The sequence below is a fragment of the Acinetobacter sp. YH12140 genome, from assembly GCF_013418475.1.
Lineage (GTDB): Bacteria > Pseudomonadota > Gammaproteobacteria > Pseudomonadales > Moraxellaceae > Acinetobacter > Acinetobacter amyesii.
This window is the reverse complement of sequence record NZ_VPBZ01000009.1, coordinates 24,829-48,464: the sequence shown is the minus strand read 5'-3', so window position 1 is coordinate 48,464 and position 23,636 is coordinate 24,829. Positions and strand designations below refer to the sequence as shown.

Sequence of the window (23,636 nt, the reverse complement as noted above, 5' to 3'; positions counted from 1 at the left end):
AATAACCTAGGAGCAGTAGCCGAGCGGGTTATGCCCCTTATGCTATTGTAGGTGGAAAAGAGGCAGCACCAGTGGTTTTAAAAGTAGGTCGAGAAGGAATAAAAAGTATACCGAGTTTATCGAAAGCGGTTTTACAAAATGCGAAAAATATATCGGCAACGCCAGTGGGACAGGCTGTGGTAAAAACAACTGGTGGTAGTGTACTGGTGGATAGTAGTTTACAAGCAAAAGATATGTATAAATGTAAATGTTTACAATGGGATGGATCTAGATCTTTAGTTGCCGTAGGTACGGGAGCTGCTTTTGGAGCTTGGGGGGAGGCGATGGCACAAACAGCTAAAGTTCCATTTGTTGGTACAACGGGTGTGCCTACAGCCATTGCTGGAAAAATACTGGTGGATTAGTAATTTGGGCAAATCAATTTGCATTACAACAAACATCATCTAGAGCAATTAATAGTAGCACCTCTGATGATAAGAAGCAGGATAAATAAAATGTTAACAATTCTAGTTGAAGTAATTTTATCATTTTTTATATCCAATTATGAATCTGAAAATTATCCTTATCTAGTAGGTTTTATAAAGGGAATAGTTTTAGGTATATCAGCTTTCCTCTTGGGGATGTTGATTGATGTTATTAATGATAAAGTTATGGAAACATATTTGATAATATTATATTTCATTACTTGCATTGGTATAGGAATAATAGGAGGGCTATTTTTTATGTTTTTTACTTGGTTCACTAAAAAATAATACTAATAACATAAACGCTTGGTGTGACGGTTTTAAAAGCATAAAGGAACCGATTAACTGCACAAAAGACATAAATTTGATCTACAGTTACTTGTAAAAATAGAGCTAAACTTTAGCTGATTCCTTTTATCACTGTGACCAAATTGGAACACCGCAGACTTTAACAAATGAGTTAGGTGAATGTATATGGGAAATTAAGCAAGACACATGGGGAACGGCATTAGAAATTAAAGCAGTAAATCAAGATAATCCATTTGAACAAAATAATTTACGTTTTCAAGGGCAATATTATGATCAGGAAACAGGATTGCACTATAACCGCTATCGTTATTATGAACCACATAGTGCGAGATATATAACTAAAGACCCAATCGATTTATATGCAGGTTTAAACCATCATGCCTACGTATTGAACCCTACTTTATGGGTGGATGCACTTGGTCTATATCCGACTTATGGTGGACAATTCATAGGTTTAAGTCCGCAAGCTGCATCCAATTTAGAGTATGAAGCCTATCGCAATTATGACTGTTGGTTAAAAACAGGTGAAACGTGTAGGCTTCAAGCTGCTCCTTTGTTTGACTATGTTTATTGTTCGGGTGGCGTGGGGCCTTTGGCGTATGCAGAAATCACGAACTTACATAATGGTAAAGTCTTTCAAGTAGGCGCTGCTTCGACGCCAGATGCAAAAGGAGCGAAAGCAATTGGTCGTAACGCGATTTCGATAATTGATGGTAGCCGAAAATTAGGTGCTTCTGATCTTTCCAAGTTAAAAGGTAAATTTTCAGCAAGTTGTATGGCGGGTTATATTTTTAATAAACCTGTTGATGATACAGATGTTAATAGTACTGATAGATTCTTAAGTGGATTAGCTGGAAGTGCTAGTGGAGGGATTTGGGGAGTGCGAGTGGGTGTTGTACTCCCTATTGATACAGACTCTGGTTCTGTAAGTGATAAGATAAAAGCATATTTTACCTCAAAGACTATGAAAGGTTTCGAGGTTGGTATAGGTACACCTGGTGCAGATTTTAATTTTGGATATGGTGTTGAGGCGCAAGGCAGAACTATTACGGGAACGATTAAGGACTAAATATGAAATTAAATAAATTGAGTTTTGGAATTGTTACTATTTTACTATTAGTCGGATGTAGTAGTAGTGTTTATGAACCACCTTCAGATAAATATCCATTTGAAAATAAAATGAAAGAATTACTCGGTAATCAAATAGAAATTATAAATTCATTGAAAAAGGCTGAGGTACAAATTTCATATTTTGAATTACCTAAGAATAATAACAAAATTGAAAGTATAGTAAGTTTATTAGAAAAAGATGGATGGGTATTGAAAGGAAAAGGGCAGGGCGTTGATACTTATTGCTTAGGGAGAAATAATAGAATTAATGTTGTTATACCAACTTCTGGTGGACTTTATGATTTTAAAGGTGGAAAATTAAAACGAACAGATTACTCTGTGAATGCTGTTTTATATTCCAATGATAAATGGGGAGATGATATGTGTGAATGATTTGTGGAAATTTATATTTATATTTTTTTCATTAATACAAATGGGTTGTTCTAATCAAATATATGAACAACCTTCAGATAAGTATCCATTTGAAGTAAAAATGAAAGCTTTATTAGGCGATAATATTGAAATTGTGAACTCATTAAGTAAAGCAGAAGTTCAAATTTCTTCTTTTAGATTTGAAAAAGATCCTAATAAATTGAAAAAAGTAATTAATCAATTGGAAAAAGATGGTTGGGTATTAAAGGGGCATGGACAAGGGGTAGATACATACTGTTTAGGAGCTAATAATAGTATTAATATTGTTAGTCCTACTGCAATTGGTGTTTATGACTATCAAGGGGGTAAACTAAATATAACTTATTATAATTCTGATGCTATATCTTATAGTTATAATAAATGGGGTGAGGATTTGTGTGAATGATTTTTGGAAAATTATATTTATATTTTTTTCATTAATATAAATGGGTTGTTCTAATCAAATATATGAACAACCTTCAGATAAGTATCCATTTGAAGTAAAAATGAAAGCTTTATTAGGTGATAATCTTAAAATTGTGAACTCATTGAGTAAAGCAGAAGTTCAAATTTCTTCTTTTGATTTACCCCAAGAAACTAATCAAATAGACAAAGTAATTAGTCTGTTAAAAACAGATGGATGGATATTGAAAGGAAAAGGGCGGGGCGTTGATACTTATTGCTTAGGGAGAAATAATAGAATTAATGTTGTTATACCAACTTCTGGTGGACTTTATGATTTTAAAGGTGGGAAATTAAAACGAATAGATTACTCTGTGAATGCTGTTTTATATTCCTATGATAAATGGGGAGATGATATGTGTGAATAAATTCCTAATGAAAAAAATATTTTCAGTGCTAGTTCTGCTTTTTTTAATATTGCAAGTAGGTTGTTATAAACGAACTCATAAAGAAGATGCTGACAAATATATGTTCTTGATTAAAATGAAACAAGTAGTAGGTAATGATGTAAAAATTGTTAATTCGTTAAACCGTGCGGAGGCTCAATTAGCTTATTTGGAATTGCCATTAAAGTCAGATAAGACCTCTAAAATTGTTGAATTATTAAAAAAAGATGGTTGGACTTATAAAGGAGCTGGAATAGGTTCTGAAACCTATTGTATAGGCGTAAATAATAGTATAAATATTGTTAGCCCTACTTCTAAAACTGTGACTACATTTAAAGGCGGTGATTTATATATGACTGATTATAATAAAGATATAGTCTCTTATAGTTATAATAAATCGGGTTTGGATATATGTAAATGATTTATATGAGAAATTTATTAAAATTAATATCTTCATTTTCTTTGTTAATACCAATAGGTTGTTCTAATGGAGTACATGAGCAACCTTCTAATAAATATCCATTTGAAGAAAAAATGAAAGTATTATTAGGGAATAATCTTGAAATTATAGATTCTATAAATAAATATGAAGCACAAGTTTCTTATTTTGAATTTACTAAAGACTCTAGAAAATTAGATAAAATAGTCAAGTATTTAGAGAAAGATGGATGGGTATTAAAGGGGAAGGGACAAGGAGTTGATACATATTGTTTAGGTCTAAATAATAAAATTAATATAGTTAATCCAATTTTTGGAGAAATTAAAGATTATAAAGGTGGGGAGTTAAAAATAACTAACTATAATGTTAATACGGTTTTGTATCGTTACTATAAGTGGGGGGATGATTTGTGTGAATGATTTTTTGAAAATTATATTAATTTCTTCCTTATTAATTCAAATAGGTTGTTCTAATAGAATATATGAGCAGCCTTCAGATAAGTATCCATTTGAAGTAAAAATGAAAGCTTTATTAGGTGATAATCTTAAAATTGTGAACTCATTGAGTAAAGTAGAAGTTCAAATTTCTTCTTTTGATTTACCAAAAAATACTAATCAGATAGATGAAGTAGTTAGTCAGTTAAAAAAGGATGGTTGGGTACTAAAAGGACATGGTCAAGGCATAGATACTTACTGTTTAGGCTTACATAATAAAATGAATATTGTTGTTCCTATATCAAATAATGTTTATGACTATAAAGGAAGAGAATTAAATATAACGGGCTATAATATGAATGGTGTGTCTTACATGTATGATAAATGGGGAATAGATATGTGTGAATAAATTCCTAATGAAAAAAATATTTTCAGTGCTAGTTCTGCTTTTTTTTTATATTGCAAGTTGGTTGTTATAAACGAACTCATAAAGAAGATGCTGACAAATATATGTTCTTGATTAAAATGAAACAAGTAGTAGGTAATGATGTAAAAATTGTTAATTCGTTAAACCGTGCGGAGGCTCAATTAGCTTATTTGGAATTGCCATTAAAGTCAGATAAGACCTCTAAAATTGTTGAATTATTGAATTATTGAATTATTGAGAAAAGATGGTTGGACTTATAAAGGAGCTGGAATAGGTTCTGAAACCTATTGTATAGGCGTAAAGGCTTTGTTGCACAAACCTATCTGTAAAGGGTTTTTCAGCGATATAATTTTCAAATGAAGAAGCCTGCACACAAAATCTACCGTACAACCTGTCAACGGCATTCTAAAATTGACCCGCATATAACCGAGCGCTCATGAGTCGCGGAAATATTGCCATTTGGTTTGATCCTGCTACGCAATGGTATGCGCCATCAAAAGGCAAACAAGGGCGAAATCAAACCTACTCCGACGCAGCCATCCAATGCTGCTTAATGATTAAATCCTTATTCCGTCTGTCTTTACGTATGGTCACTGGCTTTGTGCAAAGTCTGATTATTGCGGATTAAATTGGATAGCTCCAGATTACACCACGCTTTGTAAAAGACAAAAGCATATTGATATTGTAATCAGCTACCAAAAAAGTAGCGATGGGCTGCACTACTCATAGACTCTACAGGCATGAAGTTTATAGGTGAGGGCGAATGGAAACGCAAGAAACATGGACCTGAATATCGTCGCCAATGGCGTAAGCTGCATATTGGTATAGATGCTGAAACCCTGCAAATATGTGCAACATAACTCACTACAAACAATGTGAATGATTCGCAAGTGCTCGGTGATTTAATTTCTCAAATTCACTTAGATGAACGAATTGACTCTGTTTATACTGATGGAGCTTATGACACCAAGCAATGCCGCCAGGTCATTGCAGATCGGCAAGGGCATGCGGTGATTCCACCTAGAAAAAATGCGAAACCATGGAAAGATACAAAGAGTAGCTCGCTAGAGCGAAATGAATTACTTCGAGCAATTAAACGTTTAGGCAGGACACTATGGAAAAAATGGTCAGGCTATCATCGGCGAAGTTTGGTTGAAACTAAGATGCATTGCATCAAATTATTAGGAGATAAACTCTGTGCAAGGAGTTTTGATAGCCAAGTGAATGAGATCCATGCACGTGTAGCAGTCCTTAACAGATTTACGGAATTAGGTCGACCACTTACCCAAGTTACGCCTTAAATTTGGCTCCATTAGGGGCGCTTTGCATTTCAAATCTTTGTGCAACAAAGCCGTTTTTTAGTACAAGCACCAAAACCAATTGAGGATTTGGATGTGGCTATGTATAGTCACAAAGATGTTGATAAAACTCGGATGGCATAAGCCATCCGATGTTGGAAAATTTAAATTTATTGCTTTAAAAAGGTTTCGTTGAATTGGAAGCGCAGCGCACAGATGTACTATTATTTTGATTTATATTGGGGCTAGTTGATTGAGGATTTGGTTCCATTCCATCCCTATAAATCGTAGTAACACTGCCTCCCGTAGCTAAACTTTGTGCTGCTCCTTCTTGACGTGTACTCCTTACGGATTTTAATTTACCCGACTTAGGACCCTGTGGATTGAGTTCAGGTGAGTTTTTATAATACTGTGGATCAAACCAATCGGACATCCATTCATAGTTATCGGTTGCCATATCGTAGAACCCCAAAGGTGTTGGTGGGAAATGACCTAGCAAAGGAACAGTAGCACTAAAATTTAAACTTTTACTGACTTGATCTCTTTGCTCATCACTCCAGACATTACGACCTGTTTCATACTTGCCATTGAAGGAGTTTGTGGCTCATTCGCACTTTTTGCACAAGCATTTAAAGCAAAAGTAGATAGTAAAATAAGGTCATGCAAGCATTATCTCAAACTCGACTTAACTCGAAACCAAGGGGATATTGATCTATAGGGGGATTACACTGGACAACTCGATCTGCTTGTTTGTTTGATATGACAATTAGCATGAGTGGTTTGGACGTAAAGATCAAGTATTTTGTAACATGTAAAATGCCATTATTAATATATTTAAAACATGTGTCTTGACTCGGGGAATGGATGAATGTGCTTCAACATGTTAGCCCTGATGGAGATAAGCACACACCAGAAGCGATGAGAAAGATTGAAGGGCAGATTATTCGCTTTTTAAACTATGGTGAATATGTCAGTATTGCTGAAGATATTATTATTGCGCTCAATTCGCGGCAAGACTATGCAGGTGGTCGAGAGAACCAATGGTTAAAAGATTTCCTGAAATACCGTAAGCAGGCAAAACCGATACAAGGCTATCCTTTGAATCATTTAATTGAAAAAAATCAAGATGATATTCAATTCAAGCAATTGGATTATATGGACGGCTACGTAGGAAATGAAGCAATTTTAGCGTCAAATTTAGATATTCTAGCGCCATTTGAAGATCAGGAAATACAACTCTATCAAACTTGATAGAGTTGTATTGGGTGAGGCTACATAATTTTTTTAGTTTGGTTTACTACACAGCGTACAGAATTTTCAAAATTTGGATTGATTACCCCTTTAAATTCTTCGTCAAAATCGAGGGGCTGATTAGGGTGAGCATGACTACGTCGTACGGTTAGACCCTCTCCCATTTGTAGTGTTTGGCCATCTAGAGGTTTAGCGCTACGTAGAACTTTCTTGGTTCCTGCTTTAGGGCCTTGCGGATTTTTTTCTGGGGAGTATTGATAATAATCTGCTGCATACCAGTCGAGCATCCATTCATAGTTGTCAGTCATTAAGTCGTAAAAACCTAGAGCTGAAGGTGGGTATTGTCCTACTTCAGAGATAAGTGACTTAGGTGCTTTATATTTTTTACGTAACTGTATACGTTGCTCAAAACTCCATACATTTACACCATTCTCAATTTTTCCTGTATTGGTTGGAAAATGAATTTTTTGACCTCTATTACGAGCAGCATATTCCCATTGGGCTTCGGTCGGGAGGTCTATGTCAAGTTTTAGCTGTATACCTAACCACTGGCAATAATTTCGTCCCTCTTGCCAAGAGACACCAGCAGACGAGTTAGGATATCTTGCTTTTGAAGATAAGGATTCAGTTGAGACCACTTTGGGTGTATTGGTTGCAGCACTGTATATGTCTAAATCTGCATAGGTGGCTTTATAAGCAGACATGCTAAAGCTATCTAGAGTTACTTTGTGAACAGGTTTGCTATCAATCTTGCTGTCGTAATGATCAAAATCTCCCATCATAAAAGTACCACCTTCCACAAAAATCATATTCTTCTTGGTTTTTTCTAGCAATTTTTGAATTTGTGCTTGTAATTCGGGAGAAACATTTTTTTGATGAGTAGAAGGAGCTTGAGTCTCGTTGGTGGTTTTTGCACAAGCACTTAAAGCAAAGGTTGATAGTAAAATAATGGCTAGGTTTTGATTGATCATATTCTTAAAAATTATAGAGTTGTTAAAATATTGCCAAAGAATAAAGAAAATTTAATATCTCAAAAAGAGAGTTTTTGTTATTTATTGAGCCACTCTGAATAGGTCTAACAGCTTAAGTTTACATCAAGGTCATGCAAGCATTATCTCAAACTCGACTTAACTCGAAACCAAGGGGATATTGATCTATAAGGGGATTACACTGGACAACTCGAACTGCTTGTTTGTTTGATATGACAATTAGCATGAGTGGTTTGGACGTAAAGATCAAGTATTTTGTAACATGTAAAATGCCATTATTAATATATTTAAAACCTGTGTCTCGACTCGGGAATGAATGAATGTCATTTAACGTGTGCATTATTTGAAAATCAGGAAATACAACTCCATCAAGCATGATATAGCTGTATTGGGTGAGACTACATAATTTTTTTAGTGTGGTTTACTACTCAGCGGACAGAGTTGTCAAAGTTTGGATTAATTACCCCTTTAAATCTTTCAGGAAAATCTATTGGTTGTACTGGGTGAGCATGACTATGCCGTACGGTTAAGCGCTCTCCCATTTGTAGTGTTTGGCCATCTAGATGGTTTAGCACTACGTAAGGCATGGTTACAGGAGTGAATTTACAAACGGGAACTAATTTTATAGGTGTAATTGCGGCAACATTTGGCAACGTTGCGGATGTGTTAGACCGTCAGCTTCAAATGAAAGTATTGCAGGTTGGTGAATCAGCAAAATTAAGATATTTAAAAGGTTGGGCCACGAGAATTGCTCGCGGTGGTTTATATTGGAATGCTAAAATTAAAGAAAGTAGCCTTCAGCAGTGGCTTCGATTATCTTTCGTTGGTAATAAAGAAGGGTTAAAAGGCGTTCCATATACATCCTATGCACAGCAACAAAAAGATTTTTCTAAAGTGTTTTCATAAGAGTTGATGAGTTATGCCAACATCAGTAGGTCAATGGCCTAAATATCGAAAAAATATCCTAATAAATAAATTAAACCCTGAAAAAAATTTACAACAAAGTCCTAGGATTGATGCTGAACACTGTAATCATTTGTTTGCAATTACTCAAATGAACAGTACTTTTTTAGATGTCGAAAATAAATTTTATACACATAAAGGGCATTTCAATGCACAAAATCTTTATTTTCTTTTTTTCTTTCTCATTTCTATGATTTTGATTTTAATATATCAAATATCAGTTGAAAGATTTAATATTATTTATTATTTTTCAGCTTTTCTCGGTGGTTCCATTTTTTTTGTTATATATCCTTTATTTTTTAACTACAAACCTGATAATAATAACTTTACACATTTCCCTATTCGCTTTAATCGTAAAAATCAACGTGTTTATTTTTTAGATATGCAGGGAAAATTTCAATCTGGAAATTGGCAAGATATGAAATTTTGTATTGTTCAACCAAATTCATTCCAAGGTGATTATGAAATTTGGGGTTTTATATTAAATAAAGAATCTCAACTCATTGAACATACTGTAGCGATTGGTCCACCTGTACCTTCAATAGAATTGTTAGAGTCTTTCTGGGGGATGATTTGTATCTATATGGCAGAGGGGCCAGAAAAGCTTTATCCCAAAGATATAAAATCACTAGAAAATGATGAATATAAGATTTTTTCTAAAGTCACATTTTGTAATGACATTGTCGGAAAAAAAGAATCTCGTGAATTTAGTTATTACCGTGTGGATATTAATAGTTTTGGTTCGAAGTTCTTTTACTATTTACGTTTCCTTATCTTAGAGTCTGTATTCTGGAAGTGGGGAAGAGTGTATGCTATGTGGGATTGCAAAGTGCCAATGTGGCCAGAATCAATTTTAAACGATTGTACGATTGATAAGGATGATCCTTATATCGTTAATGCTGACATCAATAGGCATTTTCATTACGATGCGAAGTCAAGAAAAGTGTATATAAAAGATCCAGATATTGAAAATTAAAAAACATATCTTTGGTTATGATATTTTTGAACAGAACATTCCCTTTTCCAAGTTGGAAGAAGGTGATGTTTTACTCAAACCTGACGATACGACCAAATATAAACGTAATCATAATTGGTCATTTATCAGATTGAATGATGACTATATTGAATTGATTGATCAATCTTATGCAAGGTTAGGAAAAGGAATAAGTTTATTAATTCCAATGTTTCCATTATTTTTATTTTTATTTTACTACATTGGTATTCTTTCTTTTCTTGATAATTCTAGTGTAGGAGAGGCTTTTTTTTTCCTTATAGCTGTACTTTTTGTAATAGGACTTCCTTGTGTTGCATTTCTACGTCCTTACTTTAAATATGATCATAAACAACCTATTTGTAAGCCTGTTCTTTTTAATAGAAAAACAGGTAAAGTTTTTTTCTATATTAATGATCAAGAATATATAGAAAAGAAATGGACAGATGTAGTTTATATTATGGGCAGTAGTTTTGGGTTGTCTGGCATTCCATTACGAGAGCTTCGGGCACATATCATCGAAGACGGCATCCTAAAACATACCTTTGTGATTGGCTTTCCAATGATTGGAATATTTCGTACTCAAGGTTTATGGACTTTTATTTGTCATTTTATGATGAAAGGACCAGAGGAGCTTTACCCCAAACCGCATCCTATGTACGGTACCATCGATCCGTTTACCCAACTAACCTATTGTCAAAAGGTCGTGGGTGCAAAAGAAAGTTGGAGAGATACATGGAAATCATTTCGAATCATTTATCATTATAATTGGGTTCCAGCTTTATTTGCTTATCCATTTGATGTGTGTAACTTTGTTGCACGAAGAATTTTATTGCATATCAAACCATTGCCCGTTTGGCATGAAGATGTAGTACGAAAAAACAAAATGGATTTAGAGCGCCCAGAGGAAGTCAGCGCAAAAGATAATTTTGAATTTACGATGTTTAAAATGATGGATAAATAAAAAAGCCCACCCGGGCTTTTTATAAAGAACTTAAGGCGACTGCTGAATCGGACTGCTACTGAAAAAGATCCTGGATTAGAAAATCACCCATCTGGTGCAGATTAAAGGTTAGGTTAAGAGTATGAAAGAAATTGGATTGATATTATTTTGTACAATAATGTGTCTATTTTTTGCCGCTTGTACTAAAGAAAGTAATTTTCAAAAAGGTACACATGTAGATAATAAAAGTTCAGAGCAGTTGTATGTTGAAGCTGGTGATTACTACCTAGGTCTTAATGGTAAGGAAAAAAATTATAAAAAAGCTTTTTCATTACTGATGCAGTCAGCTGAGCTAGGCCATTCAAAAGCTCAAACTGAAGTTGCTCGTATGTATTATGATGGGGTAGGGGTGAATCAAAATTATGAAAAAGCATTTTATTGGTTTGAAAAAGCAGCGAAGAAAAATGATGAAATAGGTTTGTATAACCTCGGAGTTATGTATAAAGAAGGTAAGTACGTAAAGCAGGATGATGTACAAGCATTAAAATATTTTGAGGAGTCGTCAAAAAAAGAACTTTCAGAAGCTCAGTTTACTTTAGGAAGGCTTTGTTGCACAAAGATTTCATAACTATATGATTTTAAAAGTTTTGATTATTTTTTGATCCAAAATTAAATTTATTTAAATCAGATGCTTACATATTTATGCAACAAAGCCTTTTGGAGTTACAATTTTAATTTCGCATAAGAGATTTTATGTTAAATATACGATTAAAATTCTAGGATATGAAACGTTGTTTGATAATCTTCTGCATTAAAGCTTTATATTGTAAGGATTTTTTACACTGATCTTCAGGTTATTCAAAATTAAATTAAAAAAATTTAGAAGTTAAATTGTTATATTTAATATTATTATTTATATTATATTTTTATATGAGTTTTTATGATATAGTTTTTATTCTTTTCTGTATGTTATATATCCAATATAAATGTAGCCTACAATATTTTTTTTTACTTCGCATCCTATTTTGAGTGGATTATCCTTAATCTATAAATTTAGGTTTGTACATAAACTATTCTTACGATCCTAAATAAAATCAAAATTGGAGATAGGCGAAGCTATTAAAACTAATGGAGATAGCGATGACTAGAATAGCAATTATTGGTTCAGGTCCTAGTGGCATGGCACAATTAAGAGCATTCCAATCAGCAAAGGCCAAAGGTCTAGAAATTCCCGAAATTATATGTTTTGAAAAACAAAGTGATTGGGGTGGGCAATGGAACTATACTTGGCGTACAGGTGTAGATGAAAATGGAGAGCCCGTTCATAGTAGTATGTACCGTTACTTGTGGTCTAATGGGCCAAAAGAAGCATTAGAGTTTGCGGATTATACGTTTGACGAACATTTTAAAAAGCCCATCGCCTCTTACCCACCAAGAGAAGTGTTGTGGGATTATATTAAGGGTCGTGCGGAAAAAGCCAAGATCAAACATTTGGTCAGATTCAATACCGCGGTGCAGCATGTCTGCTACGATGAACATAAAAAGAAATTTACTGTTGAAGTAGAAGATTACAAGAACCAAAGACACTATGTGGAAGAGTTTGACTATGTGATTGTAGCCTCAGGGCACTTTTCGACACCAAAAGTACCCGTATATAAAGGCTTTGATCGTTTTCATGGTCGTATTTTACATGCCCATGATTTTCGTGATGCCCGTGAATTTGCAGATAAAACGGTACTGCTTGTGGGCAGTAGCTATTCGGCTGAAGACATCGGTTCACAATGCTACAAATATGGCGCGAAGCAAATCTATAGTTGTTATCGTAACAAACCGATGGATTTTAGATGGCCGAAAAATTGGTCTGAGAAAAAACAGCTAATACGTGTAGATGAACGTAAAGCTTATTTTGGAGATGGTACTTCGGCAAAAGTTGATGCGATTATTTTGTGTACTGGTTATCTTCATCATTTCCCATTTATCGAAGATAAATTGCGTTTAAGAACACACAATTGTTTATATCCACTAGATCTTTACCAAGGTGTGGTATGGGAAAAAAATCCCCGTTTATTTTATCTAGGTATGCAAGATCAATGGTATACCTTCAATATGTTTGATGCCCAAGCTTGGTATGTTAGAGATATCATATTAGGTAAAATTTCTTTGCCAAATATCATGGAAATGCAACATCATACTGAGAAGAAGCATTTAGAAGAGAAAGCTCTAAGTACAGATGAAAAGAAAGCACGTTTCCAAGGTGAATATGTGAAATATTTAATTAGTGAAACAGATTACCCTAATTTTGACGTTGATGGGGTGCATAATATTTTCATGCAGTGGAAAAAGCACAAGAAAGAAAATATTATGGAATTTAGAGATAAAACGTATCGTTCAGTTATGACTGGAAAAATGGCAAGACCACATCATACGCCTTGGTTAGAAGCTCTCGATGATTCTTTAGAGAACTATTTAGATTCAGAAGGTGCTAAAGAGAAAAATTTTATTTAGCCAAAATTTAGAAAAGTAGCTAGAAGTCAAATGGGAGCTTTGCTCCCATTTTTATACGATAAAATTCATATACACGAGTAAGTTTATCTAAAAGGTACAGAATCACATTTGAAAATTGCTAATAAAATATTAGAAGATTGAATATTCATCTAAAAAGTTTCTATATAACTCGAATCGCGGATAAGAAATTGACTTGAAAAATAGGAGGACTAGAGCCATCCGTTAGATTGGTTGTACTCCTGAAACACTTCGTGCCTGGCATCAAAAGCATTTAGATCAGCAAAATCCTATTAAAGTACAACAGATATCTGATCAAGAAAAAATGAAGCAAATGGAACGTGAAATTAAAGAATTAAAGCGTGCTTTCGCCCAGGCGGAGCTCGACCGCCCACACAAATAATGATGGATTTCATCCATAATAATAAAGTGTTATACGGTGTTGATGCGATTTGTAGGATTTTACCGATCTCAGCTTCAACCTATTAACGAACTTTAGATCTCGCTGACAATCCAGAACATCGAGCGAAACGAGATCTACATGATGAGCATCATGCTGAACAAATTAAACGAATTTGGAAAGAAAGTTCAGGCCGATATGGTGTGCTTAAGGTCTGGCAACAATTGAAACGTGAAGGTTATGTTATCGCACGTTGTACAGTTGCTCGATTGATACAGAAGCTAGGTATACAAGGTGTTATGGCGTTTTAAAACATCTGACTGCCTATCAAAGAGATTATTTATTGGTCGAATAATCTCAAAACCTGATTGACTACCAAGACGGTATCTCAGGTGAGTGACTTTACGTATATTCAAACTCATTCGGGCTGGGTCTATACCGCCTTTATTATTGATGTGTTCTCACGAGCAATTGTTGGATGGAAAGTATCTACACGGATGAATACAGATATGGTGCTCGATGCACTTGAGCAAGCATTGCATGATCGAGGGATGCCAAAGAATGTGATTCATCATTCCGATAGAAGTGTGCAATATCTTTCCAGTCGCTATACCAATCGTCTAGAAGCAGCAAATTTACGAGCGTCAGTCGGTACAAATGGTGATTCATACGATAACGCTTTGGCTGAAACAGTGAATGGGTTATACAAAACAGAGGTGATTGAATATTTAAAAGCAGACTGGCAAGGTTTAGCGGATGTACAACTTGCGACATTAAATTGGGTAGATTGGTTTAACAAAAAGCGTGTACACAGCGCATTGGGTTATGTACCTCCTTTTGAGTTTGAAGCAATGTACTATGATAAGATTAACCCGTTAGGTCAGGTGGCCTAACTTAAATAAAAATGTCTCCGACAAACCCGGTACGCTTCAAATTTAATGAAAGCCTCTATAGTGAAAAAAAATTAAGTTTTAATAAAAAAGCGCCTTTGAATGTAGGCGCTAAATTTTAATGCTTGATACACTAACGCTAATATTCAAGTATACTTAATTTAACATAATAGAGGTTATACGAAATGCTTTTTAAAATATCCTTGTTTTTCATATAGTTAAAAAATTTTCATCCCCCTGAAAAACAACAAAAAACCGACTTGGAAACAAGTCGGTTTCTTTTTAAGCAATTTTGATACTTTTAGCCAATAAAATTGATCAAAAAATATTCTTTTTTGCGTTTTTTCCTGATTTCTCAAGGGTCACAGTTTAGAAATAATCCCCAATTTCTGCGGACAACTCTTGGGATAAAAATCCACCAATTTTGTACGCCTGAGCGCACATGAATTTAGGGGTTTTGCGGATATTCACAATCCCTTGTATTCAATATCATGAAGTCATAAGAGAACAGGACGTTCCGCAGAATAAAAATAAATAATCGCACAAGGATCGGCGGTACGACAGGAGTCATGCCAAGCGAACCAATACGAAAAAGCCCGACAGGATGTCGGGCTTTTTTATTGAAAAACTATTTTAAATCATTAGGTTAATGTTATTTATAGAGCTTTGTATAGTGTGTATTATGTTAATTTTAGAGAATATTTAACCAAATATGATGGTGAAGTACAAAATCCAGAACTATACTCAAATTCAAATAAAGAAATAATGATAATTATAAAATGCATGTCATTCATTTAAACTACAATTGCCAATTGTAACTATCTTAAAAATATAGGTTTTTATATTCATGTTTAAATTTCTTTTTTTTCCTTTATTGTTTTTAATCGTCAATGTTGTAATGGATGTATATTTGCTAGATGGGAAAGACTACTTAAATATTTTTGGCTTATTAGGATATGGTTTTTTATCATATAAATTAGCTCCTTATAAAAATTTTAGCCTTGCAATAATCTCTACGAGTTTAATAATTTTTATTATCTGGATAATAACAAGAGAAGCTCTTTTTCAAACTCAATTTTATATTACGTATAGCGTAGCTGCTGCTATAGGAATTTTTATTGCTCATACTCTATCAAGCAAAAATCAATAAAAATGGAGCTATAAGGCCCCCATTTTTGATTTCGCATAAGAGATTTTATGTTAATCAGATGATTAAAAGGCCTGTAAATAGGGCCTTTCGTATAACGCGTATTATGTTAATTTTAGGAAATCTTTAGAACCACTGAAAATAATCAACTTAATTACGAATGACTTTATATTGTTTTCTATGTGAAGTACCTTTTGTAATTATTCTTTTAATGATAAATTAAAATTAAGCATTTACACAAAATTTAGAACAGTCTCAAAAATTTATTTTCAACTATTCTATATATATATCAAAGCTATAGAATTCTTTAGGTAAGCTTGTATCATCTAGGGTATTTTTTGCTACTACCTGATACTTTAAAGTTCCGTCACTCAGTTGATATTCCGCTAGTTGATTTGAGGAACTAAGCTTTTCTTTTTTCAATAGTTTTAATTTTAATTCATTTAATACATTTATATCTGAATTTTTCAAAATAAAGCTTACTGGTCCACCAGAGGATAAAGAAATATAAGTTAATTTATTATTATCTTTTTTATATTTCAAATAAACTTCCGTTTGAGGTAAATTAGGAATATTAATATAATGATAAGACATATAAGGATCGCTAAAATCCTTGCTATACATTTTTTCTTTTTTTCCTAAAACAGGATCAATATCCTGAAAATTATTTTCTTTTGCTTTTTTTATAACATACTCAGATATTTTCAAAAAATCATTTTCTGATATCCAATCTCTTAGAGATCCAAAATATTCTTTATCATATTCATCATTTGTCACAACAAGTTTCTCAATTTTAGGAATAATATTTATCTTCTGATGGTTCTCAGCAGGATTATCTTTTTCATGACAACCCATTAGTGCAAAAAAACATAATATCAATAAAGCATGTTTAGTTACCATTTTATATAATCCAAATCATTCATTGCAGGAAAATACTCTTTAATTAATTTTTTAGGATCTTCTTTCGTATATTTACTTGGATCTGTTGGAAATACTTTATATGGTGTTCCTGCTTTTTTTGAGAAGCACTGCTTCGCAAGATTAACTGTTCGAAGTAATTCATTTCGCGCTAGCGAGCTGATCTTTGTATCTTTCCATGGTTTCGCATTTTTTCTAGGTGGAATCACCGCATGCGCTTGCCGATCTGCAATGACCTGACGACATTGTTTGGTGTCATAAGCGCCATCGGTATAAACAGAGTCAATCTGCTCATCTTGTGGAATCTGATCGAGTAAATCACCAAGCACTTGTGAATCACTCACATTAGTTGTAGTGAGTTGAATGGCGCGTATTTGAAGGGTTTCAGCATCTATACCAATATGAAGTTTACGCCATTGGCGACGATATTCAGGTCCATGTTTCTTCCTTTTCCATTCACCTTCACCTAAAAAATTTAGACCGGTAGAGTCTACCAGCAAGTTAAGCCCACCACTGCTTTTTTTGATAATTAATCGCAATATCAATATGTTTTTGTCTTCTGCAAAGCGTACAGTAATCTGGTGCGGTCCAATTTAATCCACAAAGTTTAATCAGACTTTGCACAAAGCCAGTGACCATACGTAAAGATAGACGGAATAAGGATTTAATCATTAAGCAGCATTGGATAGCTGCGTCGGAGTAGGTTTGATTTCGCCCTTGTTTGCCTTTTGATGGAGCATACCATTGCGTAGCAGGATCAAACCAAATGGCAATATTTCCGCGACTCATGAGTGCTCGGTTATATGCGGGCCAATTGGTTGTGCGATAGATTTTGTGTGTAGGCTTCTTCATTTGAAAATTATATCGCTGAAAAAGCCTTTACAGATAGGTTTGTGCAACAAAGCCGGTGAGACTACATAATTTTTTTAGTTTGGTTTACTACACAGCGGACAGAGTTGTCAAAGTTTGGATTAATTACCCCTTTAAATCTTTCAGGAAAATCTATTGGTTGTACTGGGTGAGCATGACTATGCCGTACGGTTAAGCGCTCTCCCATTTGTAGTGTTTGGCCATCTAGATGGTTTAGCACTACGTAAGGCATGGTTACAGAAGTGAATTTACAAACGGGGACTAATTTTATTGGTGTAATTGCGGCAACATTTGGCAAGGTTGCGGATGTGTTAAACCGTCAGCTTCAAATGAAAGTATTGCAGGTTGGTGAATCAGCAAAATTAAGATATTTAAAAAGGTTGGACCACGAGAATCGCTCGCTTTGGTTTATATGGTGGTGCTACCATTTTTGCTGCTTTAGAATTTAAAAATGCTTGGATTTCTTTTAATCGAAATAATAAAACTAGCAAGATTTTTGATGGAGCATTTGGAATCTCGCTAATAGCTTCAACTTATCTTTTACGTAAAGGTACAACGTTTATGTCAGCTCGTTTACTGGGTTAGGAGCGACTGGATGGGGAGTTGCTTTAATTATAGTTGGTTTTGGAATTGATTATTATGCTGACTATAATCGTAGGCAACAGCTTATACAATGGCTTGAACAAAGTGCTTGGGGGGTATCTGATGCAGGATTTTCTTTAGATCAACTTGAAAAAAATTATATAATGGCCGTTGAAGAAGTTAGTAGTTCTAATTGAAGAATAGTAGATCTTAAGAAATAAAAGGAAGATTATGAGCGGTAACTATGGTTATGAGAATCAGAATTTAATACTAGGGTTAAAAATTAATCATGAAAGACCAAAGATATTAACTTATATTAATGAACGAGGATTGATTAATTTTAATTTAGATCCTAAAGAAAAATTAAAAAACAAGTTGATTCCATATTTTAATATCCAGCAAGTTAATGATGATTACCTAGTTTGTACTGATGCTTGGGACGAAATTAGAGGATTGCCATCAATTTTTTCTATATGGTTCTCCATCATATTATTAATAATCAGTTCTTCTTTACTTTTTTTTCTATTTTATGCACTTTTTAAAAATGAAATATCTTTTGCTCTTATAATAGGGACTTTTGCCCTGATTGGAAGTACTTATCTTTTAATAAAAATATTTAATATTTCATTCGGTCGCGAATTATTTGGCTATACACATTACCCGTTAATTTTTAACCGTAAAAAGCAAGAATTACACTATTTTGAGCCTTACCAAAAAAAATGGATTTCAGCTCCATGGAGTGATTATCATTTTTCTATAAATATTAATGAAAATCATGAATACGCTGTGAATGCTTCACTGATTGATCAAAATGAGATCATTCAACAAGTGGTCGTCTTTCCATTTAGATTTCGTAGCTTAAGTTTGGTTGAAGGTCATTGGGAGTTTTTTAGACGCTATATGGCGGGTGAAGACTTAGAAAAATTAAAAAATAATATTCATTACTATGCCCCGAATGTCATTGACCGTAAAGAGATAGCAAGAGAAACTTGGTTTAGACTTAAACTACTAAGATTTTCAGAGCGAGATTATTTCACAGATCAAGTGAAATTACCTTCAGACTTTAATTTAAATCTTTTGATTTTTGGTATTCCTCAATTCTTAATTAGAAGGCTTTGTGTGAGAACATCTAAAATCCCTCAAGTTCCTCAAGAATGGATCAATTAAATTTTAAATGATATTTTTAATCCATAGTTTTATTTAGCAAAGCTATTTAATTATGAGTATTGATAGGCTTTGTTGCACAAAGCTGTTCTTGAGGGCTTCTTCAGCAATATAATTTTCAAATGCAGAAGCCTACACACAAAATCTACCGCACAACCAATTGGCCCGCATATAACAGAGCCCTCATTAATCGTGGGAATATTACTATTTGGTTCGATCCAAAGACCTAGTGGTATGCACAATCACAAGGCAAACATGGACGAAATCAAACTTACTCCGATACTGCTATTCAATGCTGATTAATGATCAAATCTTTATTTAAATTGTCTTTGCGAATGGTCAAAGGCTTTGTGCAAAGTCTGATTAAACTTTGCGGATTAAATTGGATAGCTCCAGATTACACCACGCTTTGTAGAAGACAAAAGCATATTGATATTGTAATCAGCTACCAAAGAAGTATGCAAACTTGTATAGGGAGTTAGATAACGAAGGAACTAAGAAATTCTTGCGTTGGGATCAGTCGATTAAAACTACCAATATACGCCGTATGTTGAAGCAATCGGCATTGGTTAGAGACAATAACTTTAAAGGCGGACTCAAAGAATACGCCAAAGAAATGGGTAAAATCGGTAAGTTTGCGACACAATTAAAAATAGCTGGTTATGTGTCTATTGGTGCGGATGTTGTGAGTTCAAGCGTAAAAGTGTATGAAGCTGCACCTGAGGATAAAGCAAGAACAACGGTTGTTGAGACTGCTAAAGTTACCGCAGGCATTGGTGCTGGATTAGTGGTAAGTGCTATTGTTGTTGGTCTTGCAACTGGTGGAACTGGACTTATAGTCATTGGGATTGTAGCGTTAACGGGAGCTGGAGCATCTAAAGCTTTTGGTGATATTAGTGGGGATGTTGCTGGTGGATTGTATGACATTGTGGCTGATAAATAACAATGGATAAACTTATTTTAGTATTTCAAAAAATGCCTATGGGGGCACTAGCATTCTTTTTCCTTATAGCGATGTTTTTACTATACTTTGTTATGTATGTATATGTTTGTTTAAATTTGGGAGGGATTTGCAGGATTGCTTTTGGTAATGAAAGAAAGTACAAAGCACCATTAGAGCCTTTTGATTTTATATACATTAGCTTTATACCTACTACTTTTTGGAGGGAGCTGTTGCATTTAAAGAAAGGGATAAAGTTTAAAAGTCTTTATAGAAAAGATTTCTTCCTAAAAATGAATCAAGAGCAGTTAAAGAGCTTACTAACAAGCTTCCCAGTTTTTTTTATTTTACAATATGTGATTCTGTTTTCTGGAATTTTATTTATGTCACTAATGTTGGCGTCATATTATTTTGAACTAGGTTAAATAATTGTGTTAAAAGCCGAGATCGATAATTACATCTCGGCTTTTTATTAAGTTTTATGACTATGTGTTTATCGCTACGTATGTCGTGAGTTCAAGCATAAAAGTGTATGAAGCTGCACCTGAAGATAAAGCAAGAACAACAGTGGTTGAGACAGCAAAGCTAGGAACTGGAATTGTTGCTGGCACATTTACAGCAGCATTAATTGTCGGTTTGGCTACAGGTGGCACAGGATTAATTGTTATTGGAATTGTAGCAGTATCGGCTGCACTTGCTACGAAAGGTGCATCAGAAATTGCTGGCGTTGGTGCGGGATATATGTATGATAAAGTGGAAAGTATAAATGAATAAAATTATCAACTTATTGGTTTCAGATCATATATTTGCACTCTTTGCTTTTGGTTTCTTATTCTTTATTCTGTTGTGGGTCTTCTTCATAAGCCTTTATATTTATAGCAATATTTATCTAAAAGGAATTTGCAAAATTTTATATAAGAATGAGAAACGATTTACAAGATTGATGGAGCCCTTTGATTTCTTTCATTTGAGTATGTTGCCCAGTGCCTATTGGAGAGAAATATCAAATATAAAGTTTAATACTTCATTTAAAGCTTACTATGGGAATAATGTATATCAAAAAATAGGTGATTCCCAATTAAAAGAAATGTTGAAAAATTATCCCGTATTTTTTTATCTACATTATTTGATCATTGTGTCAGGTATTTTAGGTACTTTATTTATGCTTTATGCATACATTCATGCACATTATTTTTAAAAAGATTTGAAACTCTATCAAAAACTAAAACCGAGTTAATGTCTCGGTTTTTTCTTAAAATAGCAGGCTATGTGTCTATTACTACGGATGTTGTGAGTTCTGGTGTAAATGTATATGAAGCCGCGCCAGAAGACAAAGCAAGAACAACGATTGTTGAGACTGCCAAAGTCGGTACTGGTTTGGTTGCTGGAGCAGTAGTGAGTGCTATTGTGATTGGACTCGCCACAGGTGGAACTGGGTTGATTGTAATAGGTATTGTGGCTGCTTCAGGAGCAATGGCTACAAAGGGTGCTAGTGAAATTGCAGGATATGGCGTAGGTGAAGCCTATGACTATATTGACGAAATTAGGAATAAATAATGTTGGAAATTCTATTATCTATGTCTAAAGATAGACCTGGTTTATTTATTATTTTAGTTGGTATTTTATTTATTGTAGTGGCATGGGTGGTTATAATAAGCCTTTATATCTATATTAATATTTATCTAAAAGAAATTTGCAAAATTGTGTATAAGGATGAGAAACGGTTTGCAAGATTAATGGAGCCATTTGATTTTTTTTATTTAAGTGTTTTGCCTAGTGCATATTGGAAAGAGATATTAAATATAAAGTTTAATACCTCATTTAAAGCTTTCTATGGGAATAATATATATCAAAAAATAGGTGATTATCAGTTAAAAGAGTTTTTGAAAAATTACCCAATGTTTTTTTATCTTCATTATCTATTTATGCTATCTGGAATTTTAAGTTTGATCTTTTTGTTTCTTGGCTACTCTGTGGATCAGTATTTTAAAAAAAATTAGAGTTCTATCGAAAACCGAGGTTTCTTCTAAAAAAGCTAGTTATTTAATTGTCTTGCGACAGGTGGAACAGGATTAATTGTTATTGGTATTGTTGCTGCTGGAGCTGCTATTGCCGCTAAAGGTACATCTGAGATTGCAGGTCACTATGCTGGTAAATCATACGATTTAGTTGAAAAAGTTATGGAAAATAAATGATAGAATTTATTATTAAGTTATATAAAACTGAACCTACAACATTCATCGGAATGGTCGGGCTTTTATTCTTTATTTTATTGTGGATCTTCTTCATAAGTCTTTATATCTATACCAATATTTATCTAAAAGGAATTTGTAAAATTATATATAAGGATGAGAGAAAATTTAAAAGACTAATGGAACCATTTGATTTCTTTTATTTGAGTATGTTTCCCAGTGCTTACTGGAGAGAAATATCAAATATAAAATTTAATACCTCATTTAAAGCTTTTTATGGGAATGATAGATATCACAAAATAGCTGATTCACAACTAAAAGAAATGTTGAAAAATTATCCCTTATTCTTTCATTTACATTATTTGGTTATTATGTCAGGTATTTCAGGTACATTCCTCCTATTTTTTGCATACTTTTTAGAACAGTATCTTTAAAATTTAGAGTTCTATTGGGCTTTGTTGCACAAACCTATCTGTAAAGGCTTTTTCAGCGATATAATTTTCAAATGAAGAAGCCTACACACAAAATCTACCGCACAACCAATTGGCCCGCATATAACCGAGCACTCATGAGTCGCGGAAATATTGCCCTTTGGTTTGATCCTGCTACGCAATGGTATACGCCATCAAAAGGCAAACAAGGGCGAAATCAAACCAATCATGATATGAGCCATCGATCTGGATCAGCTCACCGAAGCAATCACGATTATAGCGTGGCTGGTATGGGCGTTTAAGGCGCTTAGATCTCGGGATCCAAAGCTCATTGGCTGTCATCCAGCGACGTAGCGTTTCTACAGGAATATCTAGAGCAAACATACTGCTGAGTTTCTCATGAGCCAAGGTCGGCCCAAATCCCAACAGATGTTCAGAAATAATGGAGAGGCACTTTGATTTTAACAAGTCATCATGGCGACGATGACCAGGTTGACCACGACTAGCATGAGCCATACCTGAAACACCATCTTGATTGAGCTTGTGTAATAACCGGGTAATTTGACGGGTTGAAAGATTAAGGATTTCAGCAGCACGGACTTGAGTAATACGGTGATCTCGAACGTCTTGTAGAACAGCAAGGCGTTGAATTTCTTTGTCAGACATAGTGATCAGCATCCATATTTCATATCCAGTCCATGATGGTAAAACCATCATAAACTA

Annotated in this window: 26 protein-coding genes, 8 pseudogenes and 1 other annotated feature; of the genes and pseudogenes, 29 read left to right on the top strand and 5 right to left on the bottom strand. The window is 34.0% G+C overall.

The features are described 5' to 3' along the window. Nucleotides 1-71 precede the first annotated feature (71 nt). From FTU75_RS13935 to FTU75_RS13890, 11 genes and pseudogenes are all read left to right on the top strand, one after another. Nucleotides 72-404 carry a hypothetical protein gene (locus tag FTU75_RS13935; RefSeq protein WP_180036257.1) on the top strand — a complete coding sequence of 111 codons (333 nt, stop codon included), beginning with the start codon at nucleotides 72-74 and terminating at the stop codon, nucleotides 402-404. A gap of 90 nt (nucleotides 405-494) precedes the next feature. Continuing rightward, nucleotides 495-752, top strand: coding sequence for a hypothetical protein (locus FTU75_RS13930; RefSeq protein ID WP_180036256.1), 258 nt, complete (start codon nucleotides 495-497; stop codon nucleotides 750-752). Between the two features lie 136 nt (nucleotides 753-888). After that, nucleotides 889-966 (top strand): annotated as a pseudogene (locus FTU75_RS18695) (RHS domain-containing protein); the annotation flags it as partial. Then, nucleotides 946-1,842, top strand: a complete 897-nt coding sequence (locus FTU75_RS13925; RefSeq protein WP_373685879.1) for an RHS repeat-associated core domain-containing protein — start codon at nucleotides 946-948, stop codon at nucleotides 1,840-1,842. The pseudogene FTU75_RS18695 and the gene FTU75_RS13925, both read left to right, overlap by 21 nt. 2 nt (nucleotides 1,843-1,844) lie before the next feature. Next, a complete protein-coding gene (locus tag FTU75_RS13920; protein WP_180036255.1) occupies nucleotides 1,845-2,276 on the top strand; it encodes a hypothetical protein in 432 nt (143 codons plus the stop codon). 40 nt (nucleotides 2,277-2,316) lie between these two features. Then, a complete protein-coding gene (locus FTU75_RS13915; protein ID WP_373685878.1) occupies nucleotides 2,317-2,700 on the top strand; it encodes a hypothetical protein in 384 nt (127 codons plus the stop codon). Between the two features lie 40 nt (nucleotides 2,701-2,740). Next, a complete protein-coding gene (locus FTU75_RS13910) occupies nucleotides 2,741-3,124 on the top strand; it encodes a hypothetical protein (protein WP_180109944.1) in 384 nt (127 codons plus the stop codon). Next, on the top strand, nucleotides 3,117-3,563 hold the full coding sequence (locus FTU75_RS13905; protein ID WP_001031991.1) for a hypothetical protein: 447 nt from the start codon (nucleotides 3,117-3,119) through the stop codon (nucleotides 3,561-3,563). Before FTU75_RS13910 ends, FTU75_RS13905 begins: the two co-directional genes overlap by 8 nt. Continuing rightward, entirely contained in the window at nucleotides 3,560-4,000 is a 441-nt protein-coding gene (locus FTU75_RS13900; protein ID WP_180109943.1) for a hypothetical protein, read from the top strand. Before FTU75_RS13905 ends, FTU75_RS13900 begins: the two co-directional genes overlap by 4 nt. Continuing rightward, complete coding sequence (locus tag FTU75_RS13895) at nucleotides 3,984-4,424, top strand: hypothetical protein (protein ID WP_180109942.1); 441 nt, start codon at nucleotides 3,984-3,986, stop codon at nucleotides 4,422-4,424. Before FTU75_RS13900 ends, FTU75_RS13895 begins: the two co-directional genes overlap by 17 nt. A 374-nt stretch (nucleotides 4,425-4,798) precedes the next feature. Further along, nucleotides 4,799-5,743 (top strand): annotated as a pseudogene (locus FTU75_RS13890) (IS5 family transposase). A 175-nt stretch (nucleotides 5,744-5,918) separates the two neighbouring features. Here the strand turns inward: FTU75_RS13890 and FTU75_RS13885 are convergent. Further along, nucleotides 5,919-6,287 (bottom strand): annotated as a pseudogene (locus tag FTU75_RS13885) (SUMF1/EgtB/PvdO family nonheme iron enzyme); the annotation flags it as partial. A 317-nt stretch (nucleotides 6,288-6,604) separates the two neighbouring features. Here FTU75_RS13885 and FTU75_RS13880 point away from each other — a divergent pair. After that, the gene (locus tag FTU75_RS13880; RefSeq protein WP_180116204.1) at nucleotides 6,605-6,991 is read left to right on the top strand and encodes a hypothetical protein; all 387 of its coding nucleotides are present in this window, start codon (nucleotides 6,605-6,607) and stop codon (nucleotides 6,989-6,991) included. 20 nt (nucleotides 6,992-7,011) lie between these two features. Here FTU75_RS13880 and FTU75_RS13875 read toward each other — a convergent pair whose 3' ends face one another. Next, nucleotides 7,012-7,962, bottom strand: a complete 951-nt coding sequence (locus FTU75_RS13875) for an SUMF1/EgtB/PvdO family nonheme iron enzyme (protein ID WP_218948105.1) — start codon at nucleotides 7,960-7,962, stop codon at nucleotides 7,012-7,014. Between the two features lie 615 nt (nucleotides 7,963-8,577). Here FTU75_RS13875 and FTU75_RS18500 point away from each other — a divergent pair. From FTU75_RS18500 to FTU75_RS13840, 7 genes and pseudogenes are all read left to right on the top strand, one after another. Continuing rightward, nucleotides 8,578-8,886: a hypothetical protein gene (locus FTU75_RS18500; protein WP_227591933.1), complete on the top strand. Its 309-nt coding sequence runs from the start codon at nucleotides 8,578-8,580 to the stop codon at nucleotides 8,884-8,886. 13 nt (nucleotides 8,887-8,899) lie between these two features. Further along, nucleotides 8,900-9,919, top strand: a complete 1,020-nt coding sequence (locus FTU75_RS13865) for a DUF6708 domain-containing protein (RefSeq protein WP_180109940.1) — start codon at nucleotides 8,900-8,902, stop codon at nucleotides 9,917-9,919. Beyond that, on the top strand, nucleotides 9,900-10,898 hold the full coding sequence (locus FTU75_RS13860; protein WP_180116213.1) for a hypothetical protein: 999 nt from the start codon (nucleotides 9,900-9,902) through the stop codon (nucleotides 10,896-10,898). The genes FTU75_RS13865 and FTU75_RS13860 overlap by 20 nt, the downstream gene beginning before the upstream one ends. A gap of 121 nt (nucleotides 10,899-11,019) precedes the next feature. Further along, complete coding sequence (locus tag FTU75_RS13855) at nucleotides 11,020-11,505, top strand: tetratricopeptide repeat protein (protein WP_180109939.1); 486 nt, start codon at nucleotides 11,020-11,022, stop codon at nucleotides 11,503-11,505. 512 nt (nucleotides 11,506-12,017) lie between these two features. Then, on the top strand, nucleotides 12,018-13,382 hold the full coding sequence (locus FTU75_RS13850; protein ID WP_180036244.1) for an NAD(P)-binding domain-containing protein: 1,365 nt from the start codon (nucleotides 12,018-12,020) through the stop codon (nucleotides 13,380-13,382). A gap of 226 nt (nucleotides 13,383-13,608) precedes the next feature. After that, nucleotides 13,609-14,672, top strand: a pseudogene (locus FTU75_RS13845) (IS3 family transposase); the annotation flags it as partial. Next, nucleotides 13,739-13,856 (top strand) — a sequence feature (AL1L pseudoknot). (Overlaps the previous pseudogene by 118 nt.) A gap of 844 nt (nucleotides 14,673-15,516) precedes the next feature. Further along, nucleotides 15,517-15,819 carry a hypothetical protein gene (locus tag FTU75_RS13840; RefSeq protein WP_180109938.1) on the top strand — a complete coding sequence of 101 codons (303 nt, stop codon included), beginning with the start codon at nucleotides 15,517-15,519 and terminating at the stop codon, nucleotides 15,817-15,819. Between the two features lie 270 nt (nucleotides 15,820-16,089). Here the strand turns inward: FTU75_RS13840 and FTU75_RS13835 are convergent, their stop codons facing one another. Next, entirely contained in the window at nucleotides 16,090-16,716 is a 627-nt protein-coding gene (locus FTU75_RS13835; protein WP_180116203.1) for a hypothetical protein, read from the bottom strand. After that, nucleotides 16,710-17,586: pseudogene (locus FTU75_RS13830) on the bottom strand (IS5 family transposase). Before FTU75_RS13830 ends, FTU75_RS13835 begins: the two are co-directional and overlap by 7 nt. Before the next feature lie 260 nt (nucleotides 17,587-17,846). Here FTU75_RS13830 and FTU75_RS13825 point away from each other — a divergent pair. The 10 genes and pseudogenes from FTU75_RS13825 to FTU75_RS13780 form a co-directional block, all read left to right on the top strand. Next, nucleotides 17,847-18,053 (top strand): hypothetical protein, encoded by a 207-nt coding sequence (locus FTU75_RS13825; RefSeq protein ID WP_180109936.1) that lies wholly within the window; start codon nucleotides 17,847-17,849, stop codon nucleotides 18,051-18,053. A gap of 364 nt (nucleotides 18,054-18,417) precedes the next feature. Next, a complete protein-coding gene (locus FTU75_RS13820) occupies nucleotides 18,418-19,353 on the top strand; it encodes a hypothetical protein (RefSeq protein WP_180109935.1) in 936 nt (311 codons plus the stop codon). 119 nt (nucleotides 19,354-19,472) lie between these two features. Then, nucleotides 19,473-19,808, top strand: a pseudogene (locus tag FTU75_RS13815) (transposase); the annotation flags it as partial. A gap of 47 nt (nucleotides 19,809-19,855) precedes the next feature. Next, nucleotides 19,856-20,293, top strand: coding sequence for a hypothetical protein (locus FTU75_RS13810; RefSeq protein ID WP_180109920.1), 438 nt, complete (start codon nucleotides 19,856-19,858; stop codon nucleotides 20,291-20,293). 2 nt (nucleotides 20,294-20,295) lie between these two features. Continuing rightward, on the top strand, nucleotides 20,296-20,715 hold the full coding sequence (locus FTU75_RS13805) for a hypothetical protein (RefSeq protein ID WP_180109934.1): 420 nt from the start codon (nucleotides 20,296-20,298) through the stop codon (nucleotides 20,713-20,715). Nucleotides 20,716-20,818: 103 nt separating this feature from the next. Next, nucleotides 20,819-21,064: a hypothetical protein gene (locus FTU75_RS13800; protein WP_227591932.1), complete on the top strand. Its 246-nt coding sequence runs from the start codon at nucleotides 20,819-20,821 to the stop codon at nucleotides 21,062-21,064. Then, complete coding sequence (locus FTU75_RS13795; protein WP_180109933.1) at nucleotides 21,057-21,488, top strand: hypothetical protein; 432 nt, start codon at nucleotides 21,057-21,059, stop codon at nucleotides 21,486-21,488. Before FTU75_RS13800 ends, FTU75_RS13795 begins: the two co-directional genes overlap by 8 nt. Nucleotides 21,489-21,559: 71 nt before the next feature. Continuing rightward, nucleotides 21,560-21,847: a hypothetical protein gene (locus tag FTU75_RS13790; RefSeq protein WP_227591931.1), complete on the top strand. Its 288-nt coding sequence runs from the start codon at nucleotides 21,560-21,562 to the stop codon at nucleotides 21,845-21,847. Beyond that, a complete protein-coding gene (locus FTU75_RS13785; RefSeq protein WP_180109932.1) occupies nucleotides 21,847-22,290 on the top strand; it encodes a hypothetical protein in 444 nt (147 codons plus the stop codon). Before FTU75_RS13790 ends, FTU75_RS13785 begins: the two co-directional genes overlap by 1 nt. Nucleotides 22,291-22,987: 697 nt before the next feature. After that, a pseudogene (locus tag FTU75_RS13780) lies at nucleotides 22,988-23,146 on the top strand (IS5/IS1182 family transposase); the annotation flags it as partial. Here FTU75_RS13780 and FTU75_RS13775 read toward each other — a convergent pair. Continuing rightward, nucleotides 23,100-23,591, bottom strand: a pseudogene (locus FTU75_RS13775) (helix-turn-helix domain-containing protein); the annotation flags it as partial. The pseudogenes FTU75_RS13780 and FTU75_RS13775 sit on opposite strands and share 47 nt — an antisense overlap. Nucleotides 23,592-23,636 lie beyond the last annotated feature (45 nt).